Here is a 23,566-nt window from a genome sequence, read left to right on the forward strand (position 1 = left end):
CCGATTTACAGGAGCGCGGACCGGATAATGATTAAGAGATGGTGCCCCCACACGGACTCGAACCGCGGACCTACTGATTACAAATCAGTTGCTCTACCAGCTGAGCTATAGGGGCTTCGGCGGTGTGATTACTGAGTGTGGCGCGTCTGTGCAAGAGGCAATCTGGTGAAAATCCTGATTTCGGGCGTCGAGGTAAAGGCGGTTTGCATCGCTCGCGCCGCGCTTGTATTGGGGCGAGACTTGCAGGAAAGTTCGAAGCCGGATGCAAATCGCCTTACACACAGGCCTTCACGAGACCGATGCCGATCGCCTTCTGCGGACACTGTTGCGCAATCGGGAGGGACTGCGACCCTTGGGTGTGGCGATTCCCGGACCCGGAAAATACCGCAAACTGATGTCGGAGATGCTGAACGCGCTGGGCGGTGGGATGCCCGCGCCGGGTGCGGGTGATGTTCTTCTGGACGCGGTGCTGGACGAGGATGTCGGGCATGTGGATCGCCTGATCCTGTCGCATGAGAACCTGTTTTCGGTTCCGAAGATCGCGTTTCAGGGCGGCGTGGCCTATCGCAAGGCGGAGCAACGGCTGCGAACCTTGCGCCAGATGTTCGCCGAGGACGAGCTGGAGGTGTTCATCGCGGTGCGCAATCCGGCGACGTTTCTGCCGGCGCTGCTGCACTCGACGCCGCACGCGCAGCTCGAGGATGTTCTGCACGGGATGGGTCCGGCGGAGTTGCGCTGGTCGGATTTGATCGCTCGGATTGCCGATGCCGTGCCGGGTGTTCCGATCACCGTCTGGTGCGATGAGGACAGTCCGTTGATCTGGGGGCAGTTGGTGCGCGACATCACCGGGCTTGATGCGACCCGCCCGATCATCGGCGCATATTCGCGGCTCGCCGATATCATGACGCAAGAGGGGATGGACCGGTTTCGCACCTATCTGGCAGATCGGCCCGACATGACGGAGATCCAGATCCGGCGCATTATGGTGGCGTTTCTGGATAAATATGTCGACGAGAGCAAGGTCGAGGATGAGCTGGATTTGCCCGGCTGGGACGAAGAATATGTGCAGGAGATGAGCGATCGCTATGACGACGACATGTTCGCTGTCGCCCGGATGCCGGGTGTGACCGTGATCACACCCTGAAAGCTGCGGGATCGCACACCGCGATCATTGCATTCCGAGAGCTTCTTTATACATGTCGAGCACGGCTTCCTCTTCGGCGATGTCGTCAGGCTCGCGCTTGCGCAACGCGATCACCTTGCGCATGACCTTGGTGTCATAGCCACGGCCCTTGGCTTCGGCCATCACCTCTTTTTGCTGCTCGGCGATGTCTTTCTTCTCGGCGTCCAGCCGTTCGATCCGTTCGATGAACTGGCGCAGTTCATCTGCGGTGACGCGGTAGTTGGCTTCGATTGCGCTGTCGTCCATCTGGATGCTCCTTGAGGTTTGAGCGATGTCGTAGCGGCGGGCGCGGGCGCCTTCAAGGGCTTGTCACGGCGCGGGCGATGAATTACCGCCGCGTGAAACCCAAAGGCTTGGAGGCCGCGAATGGACTTACTGATCTGGTCGGGCGCGACGCTGTCGTTTCTGGGGCTTTGCGGTCTGGTCTATTGCATCTTTCGCGTCGCCAGGGCGCGCAAGGCGGGATTGAGCGACGACGCGTTGCGTGCCGCCGTTCAAAAGGTCATGCCGATCAATCTCGCATCGCTGTTTATCTCGGTGCTCGGCCTGATGATGGTGATTCTGGGCATCTTCCTGGGCTAGGCGCGTTCAGGCAAATCCCGTCAGGCGACGTTCTTGAGGCCGACCTTCGGTGTGACTCCCAAGGCATGGCACACATCGCGCGTCAGTTCGGGGCGATTGAGCGTGTAGAAATGCAGGCTGTCAACGTCACCGTCGATCAGGTCCGAGCACAGCTCGGTGCAGATCGCGGTTGCCAGGAGATCTTCGCGGCCATCCCGCTCTGCCTTTTCGAACGCATCGACTACCCAATCCGGAATGTGGGTGCCGCAACTCTTGGCAAAGCGCGCAGCGCCTTTCCAGTTTTCGATCGGCAGGATGCCCGGAATGACGGGCGCGTCGATGCCGGCTTTTTCGCACGCATCGCGAAAGCGGAAAAACGTCTCGGCCTCAAAGAAGAACTGGGTCAGGGCTTCGGACGCACCGGCGTCGAACTTGCGCTTGAGATAGGTCACATCGGCTTGCGCGTCTTTGGCTTCGGGGTGAATGTCTGGGTAGGCTCCGACCCGGATGTTGAAATCGCCGGCGTCGCGCAGGGCTTCGATAAGCTCGATGCTCGACGCGAACCCGTCGGGGTGAGCGACAAAGCCATCAGAGCCTTTGGGCGGGTCGCCGCGCAGGGCAACGATGTCTTTTACACCCGCCGCCGCGAAATCGCGGGCGATTCCAAGAGTTTCTTCGCGGGTTGCATCAACGCATGTCAGGTGCGCGGCAACCGGCAGGCCGGAGGATTTGTGCAATGTCGCAACGGCATCGCGGGTCAGGTCACGGGTGGTGCCACCGGCGCCATAGGTCACCGATACGAAGCGGGGTTGCAACGGGGCCAGAGCCTGAACCGTGTCCCACAGGCGGAACGAGGCCGCCAGAGATTGCGGGGGGAAGAATTCGAATGAGATGGCCGGTGCTGTCATTTTCGCAGTCCTTGGTGGTGTTCTCACTCTTGTTGCATGTGCAGCATTGTGAGACAAACTCATAAATCTAATCACCAATATGAGAGCGGTTGATAATGCACATCGAATTTCGTCATCTCCGCACGATCAAGGCCATTCACGACTATGGTGGCGTGGCACGGGCGGCTGACCAGTTGAACATCACGCAATCCGCGCTCAGCCATCAGATCAAGGCGCTTGAGGATCAGGCTGGCGTTGAACTCTTTGTGCGGCGATCCAAGCCGATGCGGCTTTCGGCGGCGGGAATGCGGCTTTTGCGGCTGGCCAATCAGGTGCTGCCTCAGGTCGAGGCGCTGGCGGCAGAGTTCGACGGGCTGCGCGGCGGATCGTCGGGGCGGATGCACATCGCCATCGAATGTCACGCCTGTTTCGAGTGGCTGTTTCCGGTGCTGGAGGCGTTTCGCAAAAGCTGGCCGGATGTGGATGTGGATATCCGTCCGGGCCTTGCCTTTGACGCGCTGCCAGCCTTGCAAAAAGAGGAAGTGGACCTTGTGGTGTCCTCTGACCCCGAGGATCTTCCCGGCGTCACCTTCAGTGATCTCTTTGATTACAATGCGGTTTTCGTTGCAGCATCGTCACATCCCCTGGCAGCGAAACCTTTTGTCGAGGCCGAGGATTTTCGCGCCGAAACGCTCATCACCTATCCAGTGGAACGTGCGCGGCTCGATGTGTTCAGCCAGCTTTTGATTCCTGCCAAGGTAGAGCCCGCTTCCGTGCGGCAGGTCGAATTGACGGCGGTGATTCTGCTTTTGGTGGCGTCGAACCGGGGCGTGTCGGTTTTGCCTGATTGGGTTGTGCGCGAGGTCAAATACAACTCGGATTATGTCACCCGCCCATTGACGAAGAGCGGCATCACGCGGAGCCTCTATGCTGCTACGCGCAGCGCGGACACCGAAAAGCCCTTTGTCGCCGATCTCATCCGCCTGGCCCGCCAAGAGGCGCAGCGGTTGCAGGCGGCATAATCAGGAAAGGACAGGCATTGATTCTCTATGGGCTGAAAAACTGTGATACCTGCCGCAAAGCAGTGAAAGCATTGCCGGACGCGCAATTGCGCGACGTGTCGGTAACACCGGTGCCGCCAGACATCCTTCGCCGGGCATATGCACAGTTCGGCGACGCGCTGGTGAACAAACAGTCGACGACATGGCGCGGCTTGGACGCCGACGAGCGCGATCAGGACGCCAGAACGCTGTTGAGCGCGTACCCGAAACTGATGAAACGGCCGTTGATCGTGAATGGTTACGCGCTTCACCTTGGCTGGAGCGCAGCGACGCAGTCCAAGCTGGGAATTTAGTCGCGCATCTGCATCTGGTGCAGGGCGGCATAGATTCCGCGCTGCGCCAGCAGGCTGTCATGGCTTCCCTGTTCCACGACGCGTCCCTGATCCATGACAACGATCTTGTGTGCGTCGCGGATGGTGGACAGGCGGTGCGCGATCACCAGCGTGGTGCGGCCTTTCGACAATTCGTCCAACGCCGCCTGAACCTTGGCTTCCGACCCGGTGTCGAGCGCTGATGTCGCCTCGTCTAGCAACAGGATCGGGCGGTTGCGCAACAGGGCGCGTGCAATTGCGACGCGCTGGCGTTGGCCGCCGGACAGGGCCGAACCGCGAGGACCGACAGGCGTGTTCAATCCGCTCGACAGGTGCGGCAGGAAATCCGACACATGCGCGGCGTCCAGCGCATCTTTCAACTCCCGCTCGGAGACATCGTCCTGCCCCAGGAGGATGTTTTCCAGAACCGTGTCATCGAACAGGAGCGCCTCCTGCGACACCACCGAGAACATGCCGCGCAGGGCCGCCAGGTCCATGTCGGCGACCGGCACACCCGCGATCTGCACCGAGCCTGTATCGGGATCAACAAGGCGGGTCAGAACGTTGAAAATGGTGGATTTGCCGGCGCCTGACGGGCCGACAAGCGCCGTGGTGCATCCGGCGTCTGCGGTGAATGAACACTCATTCAAAATCCTTTTATCACCGTAGTTTAGCGAAACACCTTCAAGTACCACATCAGGTATGCCGGATGGTGGCGCCTTGGGGCTGGCGGGGCTGCGCAGTTCGGGTTCGGTTTCCAGGATCTGGCGAATACGCTCGATCCCCGCCGCGGCGACCTGCCAGACGCCCGCAACGTTTCCAAGCCGGCGCAGCGGTTCGAAGGCAAGACCGATGGCAGTGAAAAAGGCCATGAAATCTCCGACGGTCTTTTCACCCGACAGGATCTCGTTGCCGCCATAAAACAACACGCCCATGAAACCGAGACCGGCCATGATGTCGATCATGCCGGGGATCGTTGCCTGACCCAGAGCGGTGCGTGTCTCGACCCGCACACGCTCGTCGGTGAGGGTTCGGTAGCGCTCGGATTGATACCGCTCCAGCGCGTTCAACTTGACCGGAACGATGCCGTGAAACGCCTCGTTCAGACGTACCGACAGATTGGCGGCCACGTCCCGCGCGCGGCGGGCCTTTTTGCGCACGTAGCGCTGCAGGATGATCGACGGCGCGATCAGAACTGGCGCGCCGATAAGTGCCACAAGTGTCCAGCGCCAATCGACGGTGATCGCGACTGCGAACAATGACAGCAGGGCGATCACATCGCGTCCGGCACCGGTGATGATGGTGCGCCAGACCTTGCTGATCGCGTCCACGTCACCCTCGACCCGCTGCATGAGATATCCCGGCGAATGGGTCTGGTGATAGCTCGTGTCGAGTACCATCAGATGCGCCAGCAGATCCTGGCGGATGTCGGCGACCGAGTGCTGCGAAATCTGCGTCAGAAGCACTTTTTGCACGACGCTGGCGACTGCACGCACCATGAAGATGGCCAGAAAGATCAACCCGACCCAGACAATCGCATCCGATTGCCCACCGACGAACACGCGGTCGAACATCGGCTTCATCATGTAGGAAAGCGCGCCGAACATGCTGCCTTCCATCGCCATGAAAAGCATCGCGACAATCAACAGCCGCCAGTGTTTCGACAGGTAGCCGCGCCAGACCCAGACCAGCAGACCGCGCGGATTGATGGCTGTGTCGCTCACGATGCCTCGGGCGCGGGCAACGTCAGCTGCGCCGCCGGAGTGCGCCGGTCAAAGCCCGCCTGTATGGCCTTGGCGTCGTATTCGGTGCGAATCCAGTTTTCGAACCCGATCGGGTCGCGGGCGGTGCGGGCGGCGTAGACGTCAAGGATATAATCCTGCACGCCCGTCGCGGTGAAATCGAGGTGAATGTATTTCAGCGACAACTGTTTGCGCGCCACTTCGACGGGCTGGTTTTCGAACACCATCAGATACATCGCGGCCACGAATCCCGCGCGGTCCGCGCCTGATTTGCAGTGAAACACCAAAGGCTTGTCCGCCTGTCTCAGCGTGTCGATGACATGCACGATCCGCTTGCGGCTGGCGGCATTGCGCGCCCAGAGCTTGGCGTTGAGCAGGGTCAGCCCCAAGGCTTCGCAGGTTTCCTTCTCAAACAGGTAATGGGCGTATTTGTCTTCGCCGCGCAGGTTCACCACGGTGTCGATGCCCATCGCCTTGTACTTGGCAAATCGCGCATGGGTCGGCTGGTTCGAGCGGTAGACACCCGGCGCGATCTCAAAGAAATTGGTCCAGAAGGTGCGCAGAAACGCGTGATCGAAGACATGATAGTGAAACCGCGACCAGCGACGCTGGCCGGGATCGGTGATGTCTTTCCCGAACGACCGGCGCAGCTTGCGCTCCGCAGTTTCAATCTTAGTCCAAAGCCGTCCCAGCATCCGGTCCCCTTCACGTCTCGCGCGGATGTAGAGATTGCGGCGCGTGCTGGCAAGCGCCGTGGCTTATTGACGGCGCGGCGCAGGCGGGTAGGGTCCGCGTGTCCTGTCACGGCGGCGGGGCATTCCCAGCCTGTTGAGGTTTTCCATGTCGCTTGCAAATGGTCGCACCTATCTTGCCATTCCCGGCCCTTCGGTGGTGCCGGACGCGGTGTTGCGGGCGATGCATCGCGCCTCGCCCAACATCTACGAGGGCGAGCTGCCCGACATGATGGAGGGGATTGTCGCCGATCTCAAACGGGTCGCGCGCACGGATCAGAACGTGGCGATCTATATCTGCAACGGCCACGGCGCGTGGGAGGCCGCGTTGGCCAACACCGTTGCGGCCGGTGAGAAGGTGCTGATCCTTGCGACCGGGTTTTTCGCCCTCGGCTGGGCGCGCATTGCCCAGACCATGGGGATCAAGGCGGATGTCCTGAATTTCGGCAATGGTGGGCCCATTGATCTGGCGCGCGTGGCGGACAAGCTGAAGGCGGATACGGCGCACTCCTACAAGGCGGTGATGGCGGTGCATGTGGATACGTCCAGTTCCAACCGCAATGATTTCGGGCCGCTGCGCACGCTGCTTGACGATCTGGGGCATCCGGCCTTGCTCATGGCCGATTGCATCGCTGGACTGGGCTGTGACCGCTTCGAGATGGATGCAAGCGGTGTCGATGTGGCGGTTGCGGCGTCGCAGAAGGGGCTGATGTGTCCGCCGGGGCTGGGGTTCGTTTTCTTCAACGACCGTGCTGCCGACATCCGCAAGGGGATGCGCCATGTCAGTGCGTACTGGGACTGGAGCGCGCGGGCCGCGCCGGATGCGTTTTACCAGTATTTCGGTGGCACCGCACCCACGCATCATCTTTATGGATTACGCGCCGCCCTTGAGATGATCCACGCCGAGGGGATCGAGGCGGTCTGGACCCGCCACGCGACGCTGGCCCGCGCGATCTGGGCGGCGTGCGAGCATTGGGGTCAGGACGGCCCGTTGCGGCTCAACATCTCTGATCCCGCATCGCGCAGCCACGCCGTCACTGCGGTGACGATTGGCAAGCCGTTGGGAACCCAACTGCGCCGCTGGTGCGCTGAAGAGGCGGGCGTGACGCTGGGCATCGGGCTTGGCATGGGAACCAAGGATGATCCCGCCAGCGACGGGTTCTTCCGCTTCGGGCATATGGGCCATGTCAATGCACATATGGTTCTGGGCGTCTTGGGTGTGGTCGAGGCGGGGCTGGGCGCGCTTGACATTGCGCATCGCCAAGGGGGCGTGGCGCAAGCGGCCAAGGTGATTTCAGGCGTCTGACGGCCAGCGTATTTCGCGACGAGCGCGGTAGGTTTGCAGCCAGGTGATCAACTGGTTCAGCACCCAACCGGTCAGGATCACTGCCAGCAGCCCAAACAGCGCCCAGATCAAGAGAAACATCCAGAGCAGGTTTATAAGGATCAGCATCAAACTGGCCGTGGTGTAATCTTCAACCCGGCGGGGGGTGCGATGTCTCATGGTCGCCTCCGCGAAAACCTCACGTTTGCATGAGGGCATGATAGCGCAGAAAACCGGTTCGTCAGGCACAATTATCCAAAAGGGGCGGAATGGCGCAGCCGGATTAGGCAGATTAACGCCGAGCGTTCGCCAAAGCGCGCGGCAGCGCGTCTGCGAGAATATCAAGGTCTTGCGGCGTTCCGGTTCCAATCCGGATGGCGCGGTCTTCGGGCGCGACAAACGGCATGCGCACGAACACACCGTCGTCAACCAGCGCGTCCAGAACCGCCTTGGCAAATGCGCTGTCGCCGCCGCAGTCCACTGTTACGAAGTTGGTCGCCGAGGGGAGCGGTGTCAGGCCGTTGGCCCGCGCGATTTCACCAATCCGGTCGCGTGCACCTGCGACCAGAGCGATCACCTTGTTCAACCAGTCCTCGTCTTGCAGCGCGGCCAGCGCTCCGGCTTGCGAGATGCGCGACAGGCCGAAATGGTTGCGCACCTTGTCAAAGCTCTTGATGAGATCGGGTGCGGCAATGGCATATCCCACCCGCGCGCCTGCCATGCCGTAGGCTTTGGAAAACGTGCGCAACCGGATCACGCGCGGATCGTCGGGGTCGATCTCGGGCTTGGTGCCATCGGGTGCAAATTCGATATAGGCCTCGTCCAGCACCAGCAACGTGCCATCGGGCAGGGCGCCGAGCGCCTTTTCGATTGTCGCGCCGCTGTGCCAACTGCCCATCGGATTATCGGGATTGGCCAGATACACTATCTTGGCGTCCACCTCGCGCGCCCTCTCCATCAGCGCATCGAGGTCTTCGTGGTCATCCTTGTACGGGACTTTGTGCAGCACGCCGCCAAAACCGGTGACGTGGTAGTTGAAGGTCGGATAGGCGCCGTTGGATGTGACGACCGGATCTCCGGGTGCCACGAGAAGCCGCACCAGATAACCCAGCAACCCGTCGATGCCTTCGCCGACAACAAGGTTGTCGGGGCGCACGCCGGTCTTGGCCGAGAGCGCCTGCCGCAGATCATAACTGGCGGAATCGCCGTATTTCCAACACTGCGCCGCGCCGTCCTGCATGGCCGCGATGGCCTTGGGCGACGGCCCGAACACGTTTTCATTGGCACCTAGCCGGGCGCGAAAGGCTTTGCCGCGTTGGCGTTCCTGCACTTCGGGGCCGACAAACGGCACGGAGGAGGGAAGCTGCGCGATCAGGGCGGGGTATCTGGGTCCGGTCATGCCTTTGTCTATGCCGGGTGCAGATGTGCAGGGCAAGAGGCACGTAAAGGGCAGGAAGGCTGACCTGTTGTTTCGCATGCGAAACATTGGGGCCGTTCCGGACCTTTCGGCGGAGTGCTTGACCCCGAAGCCGCCAGCCTCCACTTATCGCGCGCATAGTTGGAAAGACCCGCATGGCCCAGACCCCACCGCCCTTTGCCCCGTTCGAATGGATGATCGCCTGGCGCTACCTGCGGGCGCGCCGCGCCGAGGGGGGCGTGAGCGTGATGACGTGGATCAGCCTGATCGGCATCACCCTGGCGGTGTTTGCGCTGATCGCGACGCTTGCCGTGAGATCCGGCTTTCGCGCCGAATTCGTCGATACGATCCTTGGCGCCAATGCGCATGTCACCGTCTATTACAGCGCGCAAACCGATGATGCGGGGCGCGTGTCGCGCACCATTCCGGACTATGCAGAACTGGCCGAACGGGTCGCCGCCGTTCCCGGCGTCACCCGCGCCGCGCCCTTGGTGAAAGGGCAGGTGATGGCGACCGCCAACAGCCGCAACGCGGGCGTCGAGGTGTTCGGCATTGCGGCCGACGATCTGGCCACCATTCCCCGGATCGCCGATCCCGAGACGGCGCTGGGCGATATCGGACGGTTCGGCGATGGTATCGCCATCGGGTCGGGGGTTGCGCGTGAATTGGGGCTTGGCGTTGGCGACACACTGAAACTGATCTCCCCCGACGGGGTGCGCACCGCCTTTGGCACCAGCCCGCGCGTCAAGGCCTACGAGGTGGTCTATGTCTTCACCGCCGGGCGCTATGACATCGACCGCACGCGCGTCTACATGCCGTTCGAGGAAGCGCAGCTTTACTTCAACCGGGACGGCGCCGCCGATGAAATCGAGGTCATGGTGGCCGATCCCGACGCGGTTGAGAATATGACCCTGCCCATCGTTCAGGCGGCAGGCCAGCGGGCCTTGGTATGGACGTGGCAGGACGCGAGCGGAGGGTTCCTGCGGGCGCTGGAGATCGAGGACAACGTGATGTTCATCATCCTGTCGATCCTCGTGCTGATTGCAGCGATGAACATCGTCTCGGGGTTGATCATGCTGGTCAAGAACAAGGGCCGCGATATCGGCATCCTGCGCACGATGGGTCTGACAGAAGGGTCGGTTCTGCGGGTGTTTTTCATCTGTGGCGCGTTTACCGGAATCCTTGGCACCATTGCGGGCGTCGTGCTCGGGTGTCTGTTTGCACTTTATATCGACCCGATCTTTTCTTTTGTGAATTACGTCGCCGGCGGCGGCGTCTGGGATCCGGCGGTGCGCGGCATCTATCAACTTCCGGCGAAGTTGCAGCTTGGCGATGTTCTGAGCGCGGTGGCGTTGTCGCTGGGGCTGAGTTTCATCGTGACGATCTTTCCCGCCCGACGTGCGGCGCGGATGAACCCGGTGGAGGCGCTGCGCTATGAGTGATGTATCGCTGAAACTGACCGGGATCACCAAGACCTACAACGCCGGATCGCCCGCCGCCGTCGAGGTGCTGCGCGGTATCGACGTGACCTTGCAGCGCGGCGAGGTGGTGGCGCTGGTGGCGCCGTCGGGGGCAGGCAAATCGACCTTGCTGCACATCGCGGGGCTGTTGGATACACCCGACGAAGGCACAGTCGAGATCGCAGGCGCGCAGGTGACGGGACAGTCGGATCGCAGGCGCACCGTGATGCGGCGGGATGAGGTGGGGTTTGTGTACCAGTTCCATCATCTTTTGCCCGAATTCAGTGCGCTCGAGAATATCGTGCTGCCGCAACTGGCCGCTGGCAAGGCGCGGTCGCAGGCAAATGCGCGGGCGCAGGAGCTGCTGGAGATTGTCGGCATTGCCTCGCGTGCGCAGCATCGCCCGGCTGAGCTTTCGGGCGGCGAACAGCAGCGTGTGGCGTTCTGTCGGGCCTTGGCGAACGGACCCTCGGTGTTGTTGGCGGACGAACCGACGGGCAACCTTGATCCGGCAACGTCTGATACGGTGTTTGAAACCTTGATGACACTGGTGCGCGAGACCGGACTTTCGGCGCTGATTGCAACCCATAACATGGCGCTGGCGGCGCGCATGGACCGCCAGGTGCATCTGGATCAGGGGCGGTTGGTGACAGGGCAGGGCACCCGGCGCTGACGCGCGCTTCACGCGAACGTTTGATGCATGAGCCGCATCGGGATTGCTAGGAAGGTGACCTGTCATCAAGAGACGCCAGCAATGTTCCGTATTCTTTCCGCCGCCGCACTATCCTTGGCCACCGCGCCGGTTCTCGCAGCACCCGTGTCCTTTGACGGGGCGTGGAAAACGCAGAAATTCTCGTTGTTCTCGTCAAACTCCTACGGGTTCAACGGCGCGTCCGTCAGCGTGGCATCGGATGGCGCGGTGTCGCTCGCCTATCGTGCGCTGGATGCCTCGTTTCGCGACGCGACGTCTGCACGTTGGTCTTGGCAGGTCAGCGAAGGAGTGCCGCCAACGGATCTGCGCCGCAAGGGCGGCGATGACCGCAACCTCGCGCTTTATTTCGTATTCGTCCCCGCCGCGCAGGAAGACAGCCTGAAGGGTGCCAGTGTGCGCCGGTTGCTGACCAATGACGCCGCGCGGGTGCTTGTCTATGTCTGGGGCGGGGCGCACAAACGGGGCGCGGTTCTTGACAGCCCCTATCTTGGCAGCCGCGGCAAGACGGTCGTTCTGCGCGGTTCGGGAACCGGCAGTGCCAGCGAGACGGTCAACCTGTCGCGGGATTTTGCCAACGCTTTTGGCGGGCCGGCAACCGCGCTGGTGGGGGTGGCCGTGTCGGGTGACAGCGACGATACCGACAGCCGTATTCGGGCCTCGATCAGCGGATTGCAGATCAATTGACGCTCAGGCGCGCTGGGTGATCCAGACACCTGCCGCCATGACCGCGATGCCGGTGGCGCGGGTCAGGCCGAGCGGGCTGATGCGCGCGCCGAACAAGCCGTAATGGTCGATCAGCGCGGCCGAGATCAACTGCCCGAGCAAGACGAAGAACACTGCGTTTCCAACTCCGAAATGCGGCGCGATATAGGTGATCGACAGGACGTAGAACGCCACCAGAAGCCCGGCCAGAAACAGATGCTTTGGCGCCGCCGGAACGCCAGAGATCGCCTTTACCCCGGTCAGGGCCGTCACGATAACCGCGGCTGCCAAGGCGACGCAGAACAGCACGAGCGCCGCCGCCGCCGGAGAGCCGAGGCGCACGCCAAGCGCGGCGTTGAGGGCCGCAAGTACCGGAATGCCGATCCCGGCGGCGAGCATTGTCAAAGCATAGAGCGGCATGGCGCATGTCCTGTCGGGGTGTTTTGGCAGAGTGTGCGTCGCACGGCTGGGATTGTCACCCCGGCACCGCTCGGTCCGGCGGCGCAAGCGTGGTTGCGCGGCGGCTGAAAGACAGGCACTCTGGCGTCAAAAGAGCTCAGGAGGCCATGATGCGAGCACAGAGATTCAGCCTGGTTGTTGCAAGTGCTTCGGCAATGCTGCTGGCGGCCTGCACGCCAGAAGAAATGCCCCAAGCCAGCGACGGGCGCGCCCTGTTCGTGGAAAATTGCGCCGTGTGTCATGGCGCGGATGGCAAGGGCAACGGTTCGATGGCGCGCGCGATGCGCAAAGCTCCCCCCGACCTGACGCTGATTTCGCTGCGCAACCGCAACACGTTTCCCAAGGCCAAGGTTCTGTCAACCATCGACGGTTATACGCGCACTGACATGATGGGACCGGGTATGCCCGAGTTCGGCGCCTTGCTGGAAGGCGATCTGGTGCCGCTGGATACCGGCGACGGCGTCTTGACGCCGACGCCGCGCAAGCTGGTGGCTTTGCTGGAATATATCGAGAGTATCCAGCGAACGCGCTGAGGAGCGGCAGGAACGGAAAAACCCCGCGAGACGCGGGGTTGGTTGGTCATGCGCTTGATTTTGACGATCGCGGCCCTGCGATAAGCCAGATGATGAAGCCGAGCAGCGGCAACAGCAGGACTAGCAGGCACCACAACACCTTTGATCCGGTGGATTTGTTTGATCCGATGATGGACACAAACGCCCAGATGTCGAGAACCAGGAGGATGAAGCCTCCGATGCCGGTGATTTCAATATCCATGAATACCTTCCTGTGGCGTAATCAGGGTGTCGCGCTCACACAGAGCTGAGTTCGCTCTGGCTTTTCAGCACTTCGTCGCCATCGTCTTGTTCGATGAGATAGGCAGGCTCGTCTTCGCTGGCGTCGCGGGTGACCTCGGAGCCCTTTATCTTTTTCGTGATCTTCTGAGTGTAAACCTTGGTGACTGTCCCGCTGCCGGTTCCATTGCCCCAATCCCACTTGACCTTGCTACCTTCGGAATACGCCATGCTTTTACCTGTCTCTCAACGCTTTGATCAGTTCGGATTTCGACATGTCCGAGCGGCCCTCGATGTCGAGCTCCTGAGCGCGGTCGTATAGCTCGTCCTTCGTCCAATCCTCATAAGGTGGCGCTTTGCCGCCCTTACTGGACGGGTCTTGATCGTCGTTTGCCTGAGCGTTGGCGATGCGAGCCGCCGATTCCTTGCTGTAACCTTCGTCACGCAAAGCCTCGTAGGTGTCGTCGTCCTTGATGGAGGGGCCGTGATCTTTTGTCATGTCAGCACACTCAGTCCGTTGCGGTGACGTTGGGTTCGATGACGGTTTCGGGCTCACCGGGCGTCTCGCCTTCGGCGACAAGGAACGTCACATAGACGAAATATCCCAATGCAACGAGCAGCGCGACGGCCGCCATGCCCCAAAGCGCGGGGCGGTGACGTTTTTCTTGCTTTTCCAGATTTGTTTTCGGGGCGGACATTGGCACCTCTTTTGCGATTTGCTTATAGGCGGAACGCAGCATAGCGCAAAAAGTTCCCGCCGCCCCGAGAGTGCGGCGGATGATCGTACGGGGGAAATGTGGCTCAGGCCATTTGGTCACGCATGGCATTGGTTTGGTTGCGGTTCGTGCGGTACGCGGTGGCCGAGGTGACCAGAGCGCGGAAAAGCGCGCGCTGGCGGTGGGCGTAGAACAGGTATTCGGGATGCCATTGCACCCCCAAGGCAAACGGATCGCGGATGCGCTCGATGGCCTGCACCATGCCGTGCGTGTCGCGTGCCGACACCCGCAGACCAGAGCCAAGACGATCGACGGCCTGGGAGTGGAGCGCGTTCACGAGCATGGGCGCGGTGCCGGAAATGAGCGACAGGTGGCTGTCGGTCTCGATGCACACCTCGCGCTTGGGTAGGACCGTGGTGATTTTCCGGTCGGGCCCGTAGGTGTCCCACGCGGATTGATCCAGCGTGCCGCCCAATGCCACGTTCAGCATTTGCGCCCCACGACAGATCCCGAGGACGGGGATGTTCTGCTCCAGCGCGGCCTCTGCCAGACGTCGCTCCAACGCGTCGCGCCTGGAATCGATGCGTGCCGACACTCCCAGCGTGCCGCCGTAAAGCTCTGGTCCGATATCGTCACCGCCGCCGATGATCAGGCCGTCGACATGCTCCAGATCGGAAATCCGGCCCACCCCCCAACGCGTTCCACGCCCGCCGCTCAACCAGAGATTAAGGTTGATAAAGGGAAAAACCCGCCAGCCGGTGCGTTGCGACGTGGTCACTGCGATCAGGGGGCGGGGCATTGTTCTACCTTTACGTCATGCGTGTCCAGAAGATGGTCAACCGTATCGACCCAAACGGATTTGCGCTCGAACCACGCGGCGTCATGGTCGCTCCATCCGACGGCAAGATCTTGCATCAGGGGCGCGTTTGCCGCCACCAGTTCGACCTGACGCCAAAGCTGCCAGGGTTGCAACAAGGACCAGTCCGGCTCGTCGATGCGGCTGTCGGGAAGGCGAAAGTGAAACGTCGGGCGCGCAGAGGTTTTGTCGGTCTCTGCGAAAAGTTTGCTGAACAGCGCCGGTTCGGCGTGTTTGAACAGCGGCAGCAGATCAAGGCTTTGGTTGCGGCTTTTGATGTAATCTGCGGCCAGATGCATCAGAGCGGGCACGTCGGTGAAGGTGGTTGTTGCGAGTTGCGAAACAAATGCATTCGGCCACGCGCCGACGAACGGCATCATGCGCCGGGTCGGATCAACGCCCTCGCGCGCGCGCAACCAGGGTTCGAGGAACCCGTATGCGCGGATCGTTTCGAACGTATGACGATCGTCCGGCGCGACCACATCAGGGTTCAGGTGCACGCCAAACCCGTGCAGCACGCCTTTTCGGGACCCCATCGCGCCGATGTCGCGCAGGCTGCGGCACACCGCATTGAACTCAGCCATTTGCCTTCGATCCAGGGGAGCAGTGACCACCTCGACAGGGATCAGGCCTCGAAAGAGATCAAGACCTTCGTTGAGAAACGGCACATCATCACGTTTGCGCAGCGTGATGTCGAGTTCGACGAATATATCTCCGAACACTGTGTTCTTGATGGTGACGCCATGTTGTCCGTCGCTACTGATCGTGCCGCCAAAGTCTTGCACGATACGTTCGGCGGTCTGATCCTCGGTCGGGCCGGCAAATTCGATCTCGACCCCGCATAACCGGTCTGTGCCGTCGCTCTTTTTGGCGACCGGAAGGGGCGGAAAGGGTGTGGCGTTGGTGGCCATGTCAGCCACGCGCCGGGGCAGGCACCTCTTGCGGGTCATCCTCCAGTGCCCCTGTCTGGATGACGAACACGCTGATCCAGACAACGATGGGCAGGGCCACGATGCCCCCGAGCGGCCCCCAAAGCCAGAGGCCGAACACAATGGCCAGAAACACGACCAAGGGGTTGAGGCTCAGTTGTTGGCCGACGAGCGTGGGCGTGACGAACTGCGCTTCGGTCATATTGAGCAGGAAGTAGACCAGCGGTGGCAGCAGAGAATAGGCGCCGTTGAATTGAGTGAGCCCTGCGACCAGAAAGGCAACGATCAGGATCACCGGGCCGAGATAGAGAACGAAGTTCAACAGAAATGCGGCCGTTCCCCAGAGGATCGGGTTCGGCAACCCGATCGCGGTCATGGCGGCAAAGACTGCACCGCCGAGCACAGCGTTGATGGTCGCGACCGTCACGAAGTAATGCGACACAGCGCGGTCCGCCTTGCGCAATGCGGATTGCTGCTTTTTGAAGTTGGTATAGATGTCGTTCTGCGTCAGGCTGTAGAAAAAGAAAGTGCCGGCGAACGTAAGGAATTGTGCCGCGAAGTTCGGCGCGATCCAAAGCGCGTCGATCAGGCTTGGCAAGGCCTCTTCCACAGCCTCTCCGCCCCCTTCTGCCAGCGACTCCTCGATCTCGCGCTGCACCGTTTCAAGCCCGCGGATGGTGCGGCTCAACCGGGTAAGCCAGAAGCGGATTTCGGCCTCGATCTGTGGCATCTGGTCGATGAGATCCATCATGACCGGACCGAGAACCGACACCAGAAGCACGCCGAGAAACACCACGAGCAGAAGACTGATACTGGCACTGACAGCGCGTGGAATGCCCGAGCGTTTGAGCAGGCGAACAGCGGGAGTGGCGATCACGCCAACGACGAGCCCGAGAACGACCGGGGCAAACAGGCCCTGTGCGGCACGAAGCGCGAACGCCGTGGCTATGAAAGCCAAAAGCCCAAGGCAGACGAGCTGCACTTGGGCCATTTTTTTATGTGACCGAAGCATCACACGGACTTGCGGGCGTCGGAGAACTCCGCTTTTGCTTCGGCGATACCGCTTTCGATGGCGGCCTTGCCTTGGCGTTCGACCTTGCTGATCTCATCGCGCAAAACGGATTCCGCGTCCCGCATCATCTGATCGCGGGTGGCGCCCATCAAATCGGCTTCAACCTTGGTTGACGGAATGAGAGCACCGATCACGGCACCTATTCCGGCGGCAATAGCGCCCGTGATGAAGGGTTGCGACTGGTGCGCCTCGCGCGCCTGGGCGGATGCCTTGTGCGCCTGATATTCAAACTTTTCCTGCGCGTCGATGACCTTGAGGCGGGCTTTGGTCACGCGGGCGCGCGCCTCTGGTGACAACTTGTCCAAGCCCTTGTCGAGCGACTTGCGCAAGGTCGAGGCTGATTGACTGTGCGCGAAATGTCCGCTTGCAGCGCGGCTCCTCGCTTTCATGTGGGCGTCGGCACGGTCAAGGCGATCGTCGAAATTGCCGGTGTCCTCGTAGGATTTCAGCCCGGCACTTGGGCGCGGTGTGTGTTGGGACCGTGCCGATGTGAGCGCGATCAATGCCGCGCCGACGCCGACAAGGGCAAATCCGGCGGGGTTGCGTTTTGCGCCGTCAAGGACGGCTCTGGTGACCATCTGACCCATGTCGGATGCTTCGCCGATTGCCCGTTTTCCACGTGCTTCGGGGTTAACCGAGGAGGCAAGGCTGCTCAGGCGATCCGCCAGATGCGCCCGGTGGGTTTCTGCGGTGCGTTCAAGTTGATCTTTGTCAGACACGGGTGATCTCCTTCATGGCGTGAACATCGGATTTGATCTGGCCGATCGTCCGATTGGGTTTCAGGGCATCGACCGACAGCCGCGATTTGCCGACGAGGGCGAAAATGGCAGCCAGGACAAGAAAGCCGATTGCGACGATCAGCGCGGACCACCCAAAGGGCACACCCAGCGCGGCAACGCCGAAAACGGCGGCAACCGCAAAGGCGTTCAGGGCGACGAACGCGGTCAGAGCGGCAATGCCGAACAAAACAAGGCCGGTGCCGGCGCGCGAGACATTGTCGGATATCTCGGTCTTCGCAAGTGCAAATTCCGCGCGGATCAGGGCGCGCGCGTCGGCAATCGACGCGCTGATCAGTTCGATGATGGTTGTGGGTTCGTTCGGGGGCGGGGTGTGTGTCATTAATAGGTCTCCGAATCCGAGTCCAGATACCCTGCCCACGGATCACTCGATGCATAGTCGCTGCGCGGCGCCGCGTTTCCCGACTTCATAAAGCGCGCGGCCGCGAAGCCGAGGATTGCAGCGCCACCCAAAAACAGCAGCGGATTCTTGCGGGCAAACACGACGACGTCGTCGAACATCTCGTCGACGGGCTTGTCGCGAAGGGCCGATGCGACATTTTCGATCTGGTTCCCGAGCTGCTGCATGGCCGCGGCCTGAATCGACCCTTGATCGAATTCCGAACCAGCGGCTCTGGCCGCGTCGGCTGTCGCATCTGCTTGATGTATCGCGCTATCGCGAGCCTGCTTTGCTTCTTCGCGTGCTGTATCGGTGACCGCCTCTTTGGCATCGTCCGCCAGTTCGCTGGCGCGATCCTTGATTTGGTCTGCGGTGCTTTTCGTGTTGGGCATTGTAACCTCCGACGTTACAGAAATTTCTTGTTTAGCGACTGTTCGAGAGGGTCGTGGACCTTCGACACCATCGCGGAAAGACAGGAAGCAGTTTTGCGAACGCGCAGCGCGTGAGCGGGTGTCGGTGCGTCAGGCGAGATGCGTGGCATTGTGTCCTCCTAGCTGAAAAGTGAACGCGTCAACGCCCCAGGAGTTCCTCGGCAAATGTTGGATGCACACCGGTGACTTTCGTCAGCATCGCTTTGCTTCCCGCAGCTTTTACAAGCACGCCGAACGGCGCGATCAATTCCGCTGCGGAGGCGTGCACAAGAGTGGTTCCGGCAAGCGTGTCGCCAACAAAGTGGTGCGCATAGGCATTGCAACCATGTCCCTCGGGCTTGAGAACACCTGAGGCCAGCCCGTCGCCGTAGGTCAGTTCGATGTCGTCAGGGACGGTGCCGACCTGCGCCACCGGTGGATAGACAAAGACGGCGGAAGGCACCTTGTCGAGATCGACCTGCGTGGCACCGGGGCCAAACTGCTGGTCCGCGAATGTCGTGCCATCGCGGGTTGCCACCGGAGTCAGCGGCAGGCGGTCGGCGGAATCGCCGACAGCGAATACGTCTTTCACCGACGTGGTGAATTCGGCATCTATCGCAAGCGCGCCGGATTTCGCGACCTCGAGCGCTTTGCAGATAGAGCCGAGCTTGTCGACATTGGGTTGCCGTCCGGTCGCGAGCAGAATCCGCTCGCTTTTGAGCGATGTTCCGTCCGAGAGATGGGTGACCAAATGGTCGTCCTTCTTCTCGAGCCTATCGGGCGTGACGCCGAGGTGCATCTCGACACCTTGCGCTTGCATGTTCTCTTTCGCCAACTGTCCCGCGCTGCGCGCAAACTGGTCAAGCAGCCGGTCGTCTTCGTTCACCAGCGTAACATCGACGCCCAATGCATTGAGGATAGAGGCGAATTCGCAGCCGATATAGCCGCCGCCTATGATCACGAGAGTGTCGGGCAGGCGGGTCCAAAGGAATACGTCATCGCTGACATCGGCCAAATCCGCGCCCTGGATATCAAGCCGCTTCGGCCGCGCGCCGGTCGCCAGCAGAAGCTTGTCGGTTGTATAGGAGGTGCCGTTGACGCGGATATCGTCAATGCCCGAGATTTCCGCCGCGCCACGGACCAGTGTGATACCGGCATCGGACAGCTGGTTTTCAAACATCGAATTCAGGTTAACGAGATGGTCGGTGATGCGGGTCTGCATCTGGCCGAAGTCAATTCGCGGCTCGTTCGCGATATCCATCTGATAATGTTCCGCCGCTTCGATTCGCTGTCTGGCGGTCATCCACATGAGTTTCTTGGGCACACACCCGCGATTGACGCATGTCCCGCCGAGGCGGTCGCGCTCGATCAATGCGACCCTGGCGCCGTGAGACGCGGCACGTTTGGCCGAAGAGAGCCCGCCGGAACCGCCGCCGACAACGATGAGGTCGAAGGTGTTCGACGCGTCAGATTTTGAGTTTACCATAGTGCCGCAACGCCGGTGCAGCGCGATTGGTTGCACGCGCGGCGCGAGATTAGATCAGCGGGCGTCTTTGCAGCGGATGCCCCGTGGATTTGCCGAGCGCGGCCAATTCTTCGGGGCGATGGACGGTGAGCGCATCATCGGCCCAAGTGATCACGCCCGCATCGCGCAGTTTCTTGAGCGTCTTGTTCGTATGGACAAGCGAAAGGCCCATCGCGTCGGCAATGTCCTGCTGTCGGTAGGGAAGCGGCACCTGGTTGTTTTCGTTCAGATGGAGAGCGCTGAGCCGGTTAAAGAAGCGGTTCATGCACCATGCGATTCTCGCAGTGGCGTCCATCTGGCCGACAGCAATGAGCGCCTCGCCGAGAAGATGCTCCTCGGTGGCCGCGACATGGGTCAGATCGAACGCGCGGTTTGGTTGCGATGTGAACAGGTCCCAAAGCTCGGATCTGTTGAAAACGCATAATGTCATACGGGACGTTGCTTCAACGGTGTGCTGCATCTCGCCCATGACGCCGCTTTGCAGGCCGACAAAATCGCCCGGCATGATGAAACCGACGACCTGTCTGCGTCCGTTATCAAGCGTTTTATATCGCAGACCCATGCCCTGAAGCACGCTGAAAAGCTGCGACGATGACGCCCCTTCGGCAAGAATTTCCGTGCCCGGCTGTGCCACCAATTCGCCGGTCTTGAATTTATCCATGAATTGGAGTTCGTCTTGAGACATGTCCTCGAAAAGATCGAGCTTGTTCAGCGGGCAATTAAAGCAATCGGTTGTCATGGTGTCCCTCTATGTCACAGTTTAATGCAGGGTTTTGCATCAAATGTCACTTGTTGGTTCAGACAGGAGGAAACCGATTCGATGACTGATCTGAACGACGCGGATACCACGGCGCTTGTAGTGACGAACAGCGTGCTCGAGGGCGAGGATCTGCTTGAGATTCTCGAGACGCAGGGCATTGGCCCGGCGCGGCACGTCAGGGATTTCGAGACGGCGCTGAGAGAGATCGCTTGTTCGGGCGATCGGTTGAAATTGTTGATTTTCGGATTGAATACTCGGGCTGACGAGGCGGCGGTTCTGCTGGCGGCGGTCGATCCCGCCAAGACAGCATTGCTGCTGATTGACGACTCACCTCACCTGTCATCTTCGGATGGGGCGGGATTTGTGGCCCGCCCCTTCACGACTGAGGATGTTATAGCGGCGTTGACTCAGGTCTGCCTGTCGACCTGAGACTTAGTGGCGACCGCGAAGGGCCAGCCCCAGAAGCACACCGACGCCGACTGCTCCCAATACAGCGGCGGTGGGGTTGCGCCGTACCATATCGTCAAACTCGGTTTGCATTGCGCTGGCGCGCTCGCTGCCCACTTCGACCATATGGGACGTGCGTTCCGCCACAGTATCGGCGGCATCGCGCACCTGCTGCTCGGCAGTTGCGACAGCCCCGCGAACGGTCTCCTGAGCTGTGGTCGCTGCGTCGCGTGCCTTGTCGGCAATCGCCTCTTTCCTGCTCTCGCCGGAGGATTGAACTTTCTTGTGCTCGTTGGGGGATTGACCCTCGGTCGTAGTGGTTTTGTTGTTGGCCATGAAATGTACTCCTTTCAAAGCGCCAACGTTCATGCCGGACAATAAGTTCCTGCGAATAATGACCGGAACATTCGCGCGACAGTGTTGGTTGAGTGTGCAGACATGCTGATGAAATTTGGGAGTACGAAATGCTGTATTGGGCAATTATCTTTCTCGTCGTCGCCTTGATCGCCGCTCTGTTCGGGTTTGGTGGCATTGCGTCAGCCTCTGCGGGTATCGCGCAGATCCTGTTCTTCATCTTTCTGGCGCTGTTCGTCGTGGCACTTATCGTTCGTGCCCTGCGATCAAGGTGAGATGAAGTTACAAAGTTGAAAAAACCCCGCATCGAGCGGGGTTTTTTTTGGCTTCAGGCTTTCAGGGTTTCGGTCGATGAGAAGAACATCGCCTGACTGACCGCCGACCTGACCTGTTCTTCGGTATAGGGTTTCGCGATCAGGAACGCCGGTTCCGGGCCTTCTCCGGTCAGCAGACGCTCCGGGAACGCGGTGATGAAAATCACAGGCATGTCGGGGTCTTTTGCGACAATCGCATTGACGGCGTCGATCCCGCTCGAATCGTCGGCCAACTGGATGTCGGACATGATCAGGTGCGGCTTTTCCGTCTGATACAATTTGACTGCCGCGTCAGCCGTGCGTGCAATTCCTGTCACGGCATGGCCCATATCCGACACGATCGCCTCGAGGTCCATCGCGATGATCGCTTCATCTTCGATAATCATCACGCGGCCGGCAAGCGACTTGGACATTTCGGTATACGCGATATCGACCAGCTTTTCAGCCTCCGCCGCGCTGACGTCCAGCACCTTGGCGGCATCCTCGAACGACAGCTCCTCGATCGTGTGCAGAAGCAGCGCCTCGCGGGTATCCGATGTCAGGCCGGACAGATGTTTCTGCGCCTTCGCTGCCACGCCCTGTTCGGCGTCGCTGAAGGTCGCGCCGGAGCTGGCCCAGATGGAGTGGAATACTTTGAACAAGGCAACCTTGTCCGGCAAGCTGTTGTCGAATGCGGACGGATCGCTGAGGATCGCTTCGAGCGTTGCCACCGCATATTTATCACCCTGCTCCTGAGAACCAGTCAGTGCCCGCGCATAGCGCCGAAGGTAGGGAAGGCATGCGCCAATTTTCGCGGTCAGGTCTTTGGGCTGTTCGGTCGACATTAATTTAAGCTCCCACTTAGTCGTATTATTCGGGAACCAAACGCGCCATTACACGTTAAGTTCCGCAGGATGAGCGTGGAACCGTCTTTTTCCATTTGAAGGGCTACATGAAACAGGAACGCAAAATGTCAAGTCTCGAGCAGGCGATAGAAGCCAACCTTAAACGCGCCTATGATGACGTCGCAAGCCAGGAAGTGCCAGACCGCTTTACGGAACTGCTGAACCAACTTCGGGAAGCTGAAAAAACGAAATCGGAGAACAAGAATGACTGATCCTCGTGAAGAGATCGTCGAACACCTTAGCGCCATGCGCGCATTTGCGATGAGCCTCACGAGAAATTCGGCCCTTGCCGATGATATGGTTCAGGACGCGCTGGTCAAAGCGTGGACCAAGATCGATTCATACCAGCCCGGCACCAATATGCGCGCGTGGCTGTTCACGATTTTGCGCAACACCTACTATTCGCATCACCGCAAGGCACGGCGCGAAGTGTCGGATGTCGATGGTGAACTGTCGGCCTCTCTGTCACAGAAGCCTGACCATGATGGGCGATTGCAAATGCGGGATTTCAACCGCGCATTCGATCAGTTGAACGTCGAGCAGCGCGAAGCGTTGGTTCTGGTCGGAGCCGGGGGATTTTCCTACGAAGAGGCTGCCGAAACATGCGGCGTCGCGGTCGGCACAATCAAGAGCCGCGTCAACCGTGCGCGTCGGCAATTGACGGTACTGATGCAGTTGAACGACGATGAGGTGATGGAAGCGACCGACATCGTCACCAGCGGGATCGTCGCCAATCAGAGAAGCGTTGCGTAACTTTACTTTCTTTAGAAACCAACTGGACC

Annotated in this window: 34 protein-coding genes and 1 tRNA gene; 13 read left to right on the plus strand and 22 right to left on the minus strand. The window is 60.5% G+C overall.

Features of this window, described 5'->3' with window-relative positions:
- Window positions 1–39 precede the first annotated feature (39 nt).
- A tRNA-Thr gene (locus tag ACGKZZ_RS10220) sits at window positions 40–115 on the minus strand.
- Window positions 116–262: 147 nt separating this feature from the next.
- Here ACGKZZ_RS10220 and ACGKZZ_RS10225 point away from each other — a divergent pair.
- Window positions 263–1,144, plus strand: a complete 882-nt coding sequence (locus ACGKZZ_RS10225) for a hypothetical protein (protein WP_411223467.1) — start codon at window positions 263–265, stop codon at window positions 1,142–1,144.
- 24 nt (window positions 1,145–1,168) lie between these two features.
- Here the strand turns inward: ACGKZZ_RS10225 and ACGKZZ_RS10230 are convergent, their stop codons facing one another.
- Window positions 1,169–1,429: a DUF2312 domain-containing protein gene (locus ACGKZZ_RS10230; RefSeq protein WP_247080943.1), complete on the minus strand. Its 261-nt coding sequence runs from the start codon at window positions 1,427–1,429 to the stop codon at window positions 1,169–1,171.
- Window positions 1,430–1,549: 120 nt separating this feature from the next.
- Here ACGKZZ_RS10230 and ACGKZZ_RS10235 point away from each other — a divergent pair, with 120 nt between their 5' ends.
- Window positions 1,550–1,765 (plus strand): hypothetical protein, encoded by a 216-nt coding sequence (locus tag ACGKZZ_RS10235; RefSeq protein ID WP_411223468.1) that lies wholly within the window; start codon window positions 1,550–1,552, stop codon window positions 1,763–1,765.
- 20 nt (window positions 1,766–1,785) lie between these two features.
- Here ACGKZZ_RS10235 and metF read toward each other — a convergent pair whose 3' ends face one another.
- The gene (gene metF / locus ACGKZZ_RS10240; RefSeq protein ID WP_411223469.1) at window positions 1,786–2,652 is read right to left on the minus strand and encodes a methylenetetrahydrofolate reductase [NAD(P)H]; all 867 of its coding nucleotides are present in this window, start codon (window positions 2,650–2,652) and stop codon (window positions 1,786–1,788) included.
- 95 nt (window positions 2,653–2,747) lie between these two features.
- On the opposite strand from metF, the gene ACGKZZ_RS10245 reads away from it, so the two are divergent.
- Both ACGKZZ_RS10245 and ACGKZZ_RS10250 read left to right on the plus strand, forming a co-directional pair.
- Complete coding sequence (locus ACGKZZ_RS10245) at window positions 2,748–3,653, plus strand: LysR family transcriptional regulator (protein ID WP_411223470.1); 906 nt, start codon at window positions 2,748–2,750, stop codon at window positions 3,651–3,653.
- 17 nt (window positions 3,654–3,670) lie between these two features.
- On the plus strand, window positions 3,671–3,985 hold the full coding sequence (locus ACGKZZ_RS10250; protein ID WP_411223471.1) for an arsenate reductase family protein: 315 nt from the start codon (window positions 3,671–3,673) through the stop codon (window positions 3,983–3,985).
- On the opposite strand, the gene ACGKZZ_RS10255 is transcribed toward ACGKZZ_RS10250, so the two are convergent.
- Window positions 3,982–5,727, minus strand: coding sequence for an ABC transporter ATP-binding protein (locus ACGKZZ_RS10255; RefSeq protein WP_411223472.1), 1,746 nt, complete (start codon window positions 5,725–5,727; stop codon window positions 3,982–3,984). The genes ACGKZZ_RS10250 and ACGKZZ_RS10255 overlap by 4 nt on opposite strands.
- Window positions 5,724–6,440: a tyrosine-protein phosphatase gene (locus ACGKZZ_RS10260; RefSeq protein ID WP_411223473.1), complete on the minus strand. Its 717-nt coding sequence runs from the start codon at window positions 6,438–6,440 to the stop codon at window positions 5,724–5,726. The genes ACGKZZ_RS10255 and ACGKZZ_RS10260 overlap by 4 nt, the downstream gene beginning before the upstream one ends.
- A gap of 145 nt (window positions 6,441–6,585) precedes the next feature.
- Here ACGKZZ_RS10260 and ACGKZZ_RS10265 point away from each other — a divergent pair, with 145 nt between their 5' ends.
- Window positions 6,586–7,782, plus strand: coding sequence for a pyridoxal-phosphate-dependent aminotransferase family protein (locus tag ACGKZZ_RS10265; protein ID WP_411223474.1), 1,197 nt, complete (start codon window positions 6,586–6,588; stop codon window positions 7,780–7,782).
- On the opposite strand, the gene ACGKZZ_RS10270 is transcribed toward ACGKZZ_RS10265, so the two are convergent.
- Both ACGKZZ_RS10270 and ACGKZZ_RS10275 read right to left on the minus strand, forming a co-directional pair.
- Window positions 7,771–7,980: a histidinol phosphate aminotransferase gene (locus ACGKZZ_RS10270; RefSeq protein WP_411223475.1), complete on the minus strand. Its 210-nt coding sequence runs from the start codon at window positions 7,978–7,980 to the stop codon at window positions 7,771–7,773. The genes ACGKZZ_RS10265 and ACGKZZ_RS10270 overlap by 12 nt on opposite strands.
- Window positions 7,981–8,092: 112 nt before the next feature.
- Window positions 8,093–9,199 carry a pyridoxal phosphate-dependent aminotransferase gene (locus ACGKZZ_RS10275; protein WP_411223476.1) on the minus strand — a complete coding sequence of 369 codons (1,107 nt, stop codon included), beginning with the start codon at window positions 9,197–9,199 and terminating at the stop codon, window positions 8,093–8,095.
- A gap of 173 nt (window positions 9,200–9,372) precedes the next feature.
- On the opposite strand from ACGKZZ_RS10275, the gene ACGKZZ_RS10280 reads away from it, so the two are divergent.
- The 3 genes from ACGKZZ_RS10280 to ACGKZZ_RS10290 all read left to right on the plus strand — a co-directional run bounded on the left by ACGKZZ_RS10280 (window position 9,373) and on the right by ACGKZZ_RS10290 (window position 12,073).
- The gene (locus ACGKZZ_RS10280) at window positions 9,373–10,659 is read left to right on the plus strand and encodes a lipoprotein-releasing ABC transporter permease subunit (protein WP_411223477.1); all 1,287 of its coding nucleotides are present in this window, start codon (window positions 9,373–9,375) and stop codon (window positions 10,657–10,659) included.
- Window positions 10,652–11,350, plus strand: coding sequence for an ABC transporter ATP-binding protein (locus ACGKZZ_RS10285; RefSeq protein WP_411223478.1), 699 nt, complete (start codon window positions 10,652–10,654; stop codon window positions 11,348–11,350). Before ACGKZZ_RS10280 ends, ACGKZZ_RS10285 begins: the two co-directional genes overlap by 8 nt.
- An 81-nt stretch (window positions 11,351–11,431) precedes the next feature.
- On the plus strand, window positions 11,432–12,073 hold the full coding sequence (locus ACGKZZ_RS10290) for a DUF3047 domain-containing protein (RefSeq protein WP_411223479.1): 642 nt from the start codon (window positions 11,432–11,434) through the stop codon (window positions 12,071–12,073).
- 3 nt (window positions 12,074–12,076) lie between these two features.
- On the opposite strand, the gene ACGKZZ_RS10295 is transcribed toward ACGKZZ_RS10290, so the two are convergent.
- Window positions 12,077–12,511: a DMT family transporter gene (locus tag ACGKZZ_RS10295; RefSeq protein ID WP_411223480.1), complete on the minus strand. Its 435-nt coding sequence runs from the start codon at window positions 12,509–12,511 to the stop codon at window positions 12,077–12,079.
- A gap of 149 nt (window positions 12,512–12,660) precedes the next feature.
- Between ACGKZZ_RS10295 and ACGKZZ_RS10300 the strand changes: the two genes are divergently transcribed.
- Window positions 12,661–13,083 (plus strand): c-type cytochrome, encoded by a 423-nt coding sequence (locus ACGKZZ_RS10300; RefSeq protein ID WP_411223481.1) that lies wholly within the window; start codon window positions 12,661–12,663, stop codon window positions 13,081–13,083.
- A gap of 46 nt (window positions 13,084–13,129) precedes the next feature.
- Here ACGKZZ_RS10300 and ACGKZZ_RS10305 read toward each other — a convergent pair whose 3' ends face one another.
- The 12 genes from ACGKZZ_RS10305 to ACGKZZ_RS10360 all read right to left on the minus strand — a co-directional run bounded on the left by ACGKZZ_RS10305 (window position 13,130) and on the right by ACGKZZ_RS10360 (window position 20,764).
- Entirely contained in the window at window positions 13,130–13,324 is a 195-nt protein-coding gene (locus tag ACGKZZ_RS10305; protein ID WP_411223482.1) for a PLDc N-terminal domain-containing protein, read from the minus strand.
- Window positions 13,325–13,359: 35 nt separating this feature from the next.
- The gene (locus tag ACGKZZ_RS10310) at window positions 13,360–13,572 is read right to left on the minus strand and encodes a DUF2945 domain-containing protein (RefSeq protein ID WP_411223483.1); all 213 of its coding nucleotides are present in this window, start codon (window positions 13,570–13,572) and stop codon (window positions 13,360–13,362) included.
- 4 nt (window positions 13,573–13,576) lie between these two features.
- Window positions 13,577–13,840, minus strand: coding sequence for a Rho termination factor N-terminal domain-containing protein (locus tag ACGKZZ_RS10315; RefSeq protein ID WP_411223484.1), 264 nt, complete (start codon window positions 13,838–13,840; stop codon window positions 13,577–13,579).
- A gap of 10 nt (window positions 13,841–13,850) precedes the next feature.
- Window positions 13,851–14,039, minus strand: a complete 189-nt coding sequence (locus ACGKZZ_RS10320) for a hypothetical protein (protein WP_411223485.1) — start codon at window positions 14,037–14,039, stop codon at window positions 13,851–13,853.
- Between the two features lie 103 nt (window positions 14,040–14,142).
- Window positions 14,143–14,856 carry a gamma-glutamyl-gamma-aminobutyrate hydrolase family protein gene (locus tag ACGKZZ_RS10325; protein ID WP_411223486.1) on the minus strand — a complete coding sequence of 238 codons (714 nt, stop codon included), beginning with the start codon at window positions 14,854–14,856 and terminating at the stop codon, window positions 14,143–14,145.
- Window positions 14,841–15,863 (minus strand): amidoligase family protein, encoded by a 1,023-nt coding sequence (locus tag ACGKZZ_RS10330; RefSeq protein WP_411223487.1) that lies wholly within the window; start codon window positions 15,861–15,863, stop codon window positions 14,841–14,843. Before ACGKZZ_RS10330 ends, ACGKZZ_RS10325 begins: the two co-directional genes overlap by 16 nt.
- Complete coding sequence (locus ACGKZZ_RS10335; protein WP_411223488.1) at window positions 15,826–16,833, minus strand: AI-2E family transporter; 1,008 nt, start codon at window positions 16,831–16,833, stop codon at window positions 15,826–15,828. The genes ACGKZZ_RS10330 and ACGKZZ_RS10335 overlap by 38 nt, the downstream gene beginning before the upstream one ends.
- 20 nt (window positions 16,834–16,853) lie before the next feature.
- Window positions 16,854–17,633, minus strand: coding sequence for a hypothetical protein (locus tag ACGKZZ_RS10340; RefSeq protein ID WP_411223489.1), 780 nt, complete (start codon window positions 17,631–17,633; stop codon window positions 16,854–16,856).
- The gene (locus ACGKZZ_RS10345) at window positions 17,626–18,033 is read right to left on the minus strand and encodes a phage holin family protein (RefSeq protein ID WP_411223490.1); all 408 of its coding nucleotides are present in this window, start codon (window positions 18,031–18,033) and stop codon (window positions 17,626–17,628) included. Before ACGKZZ_RS10345 ends, ACGKZZ_RS10340 begins: the two co-directional genes overlap by 8 nt.
- Window positions 18,033–18,482 (minus strand): hypothetical protein, encoded by a 450-nt coding sequence (locus ACGKZZ_RS10350; protein WP_411223491.1) that lies wholly within the window; start codon window positions 18,480–18,482, stop codon window positions 18,033–18,035. The genes ACGKZZ_RS10345 and ACGKZZ_RS10350 overlap by 1 nt, the downstream gene beginning before the upstream one ends.
- 178 nt (window positions 18,483–18,660) lie before the next feature.
- Window positions 18,661–19,986: a dihydrolipoyl dehydrogenase family protein gene (locus ACGKZZ_RS10355; RefSeq protein WP_411223492.1), complete on the minus strand. Its 1,326-nt coding sequence runs from the start codon at window positions 19,984–19,986 to the stop codon at window positions 18,661–18,663.
- Between the two features lie 49 nt (window positions 19,987–20,035).
- The gene (locus ACGKZZ_RS10360) at window positions 20,036–20,764 is read right to left on the minus strand and encodes a Crp/Fnr family transcriptional regulator (protein WP_411223493.1); all 729 of its coding nucleotides are present in this window, start codon (window positions 20,762–20,764) and stop codon (window positions 20,036–20,038) included.
- An 81-nt stretch (window positions 20,765–20,845) separates the two neighbouring features.
- Here ACGKZZ_RS10360 and ACGKZZ_RS10365 point away from each other — a divergent pair, with 81 nt between their 5' ends.
- The gene (locus ACGKZZ_RS10365; RefSeq protein WP_411223494.1) at window positions 20,846–21,214 is read left to right on the plus strand and encodes a hypothetical protein; all 369 of its coding nucleotides are present in this window, start codon (window positions 20,846–20,848) and stop codon (window positions 21,212–21,214) included.
- A gap of 3 nt (window positions 21,215–21,217) precedes the next feature.
- On the opposite strand, the gene ACGKZZ_RS10370 is transcribed toward ACGKZZ_RS10365, so the two are convergent.
- A complete protein-coding gene (locus ACGKZZ_RS10370) occupies window positions 21,218–21,568 on the minus strand; it encodes a YqjD family protein (protein ID WP_411223495.1) in 351 nt (116 codons plus the stop codon).
- Window positions 21,569–21,696: 128 nt separating this feature from the next.
- Here ACGKZZ_RS10370 and ACGKZZ_RS10375 point away from each other — a divergent pair, with 128 nt between their 5' ends.
- Complete coding sequence (locus ACGKZZ_RS10375; protein ID WP_411223496.1) at window positions 21,697–21,861, plus strand: DUF1328 domain-containing protein; 165 nt, start codon at window positions 21,697–21,699, stop codon at window positions 21,859–21,861.
- Window positions 21,862–21,914: 53 nt separating this feature from the next.
- On the opposite strand, the gene ACGKZZ_RS10380 is transcribed toward ACGKZZ_RS10375, so the two are convergent.
- Window positions 21,915–22,724, minus strand: a complete 810-nt coding sequence (locus tag ACGKZZ_RS10380) for a response regulator (protein WP_411223497.1) — start codon at window positions 22,722–22,724, stop codon at window positions 21,915–21,917.
- A 107-nt stretch (window positions 22,725–22,831) separates the two neighbouring features.
- Here ACGKZZ_RS10380 and ACGKZZ_RS10385 point away from each other — a divergent pair, with 107 nt between their 5' ends.
- Together ACGKZZ_RS10385 and ACGKZZ_RS10390 are read left to right on the plus strand one after the other, a co-directional pair.
- Window positions 22,832–22,996, plus strand: coding sequence for a NepR family anti-sigma factor (locus ACGKZZ_RS10385; protein ID WP_411223498.1), 165 nt, complete (start codon window positions 22,832–22,834; stop codon window positions 22,994–22,996).
- A complete protein-coding gene (locus tag ACGKZZ_RS10390) occupies window positions 22,989–23,537 on the plus strand; it encodes an RNA polymerase sigma factor (protein WP_411223499.1) in 549 nt (182 codons plus the stop codon). Before ACGKZZ_RS10385 ends, ACGKZZ_RS10390 begins: the two co-directional genes overlap by 8 nt.
- The last annotated feature ends 29 nt before the right edge of the window (window positions 23,538–23,566 follow it).

It is taken from the genome of Marivita sp. S2033 (assembly GCF_046592965.1).
Lineage (GTDB): Bacteria > Pseudomonadota > Alphaproteobacteria > Rhodobacterales > Rhodobacteraceae > Marivita.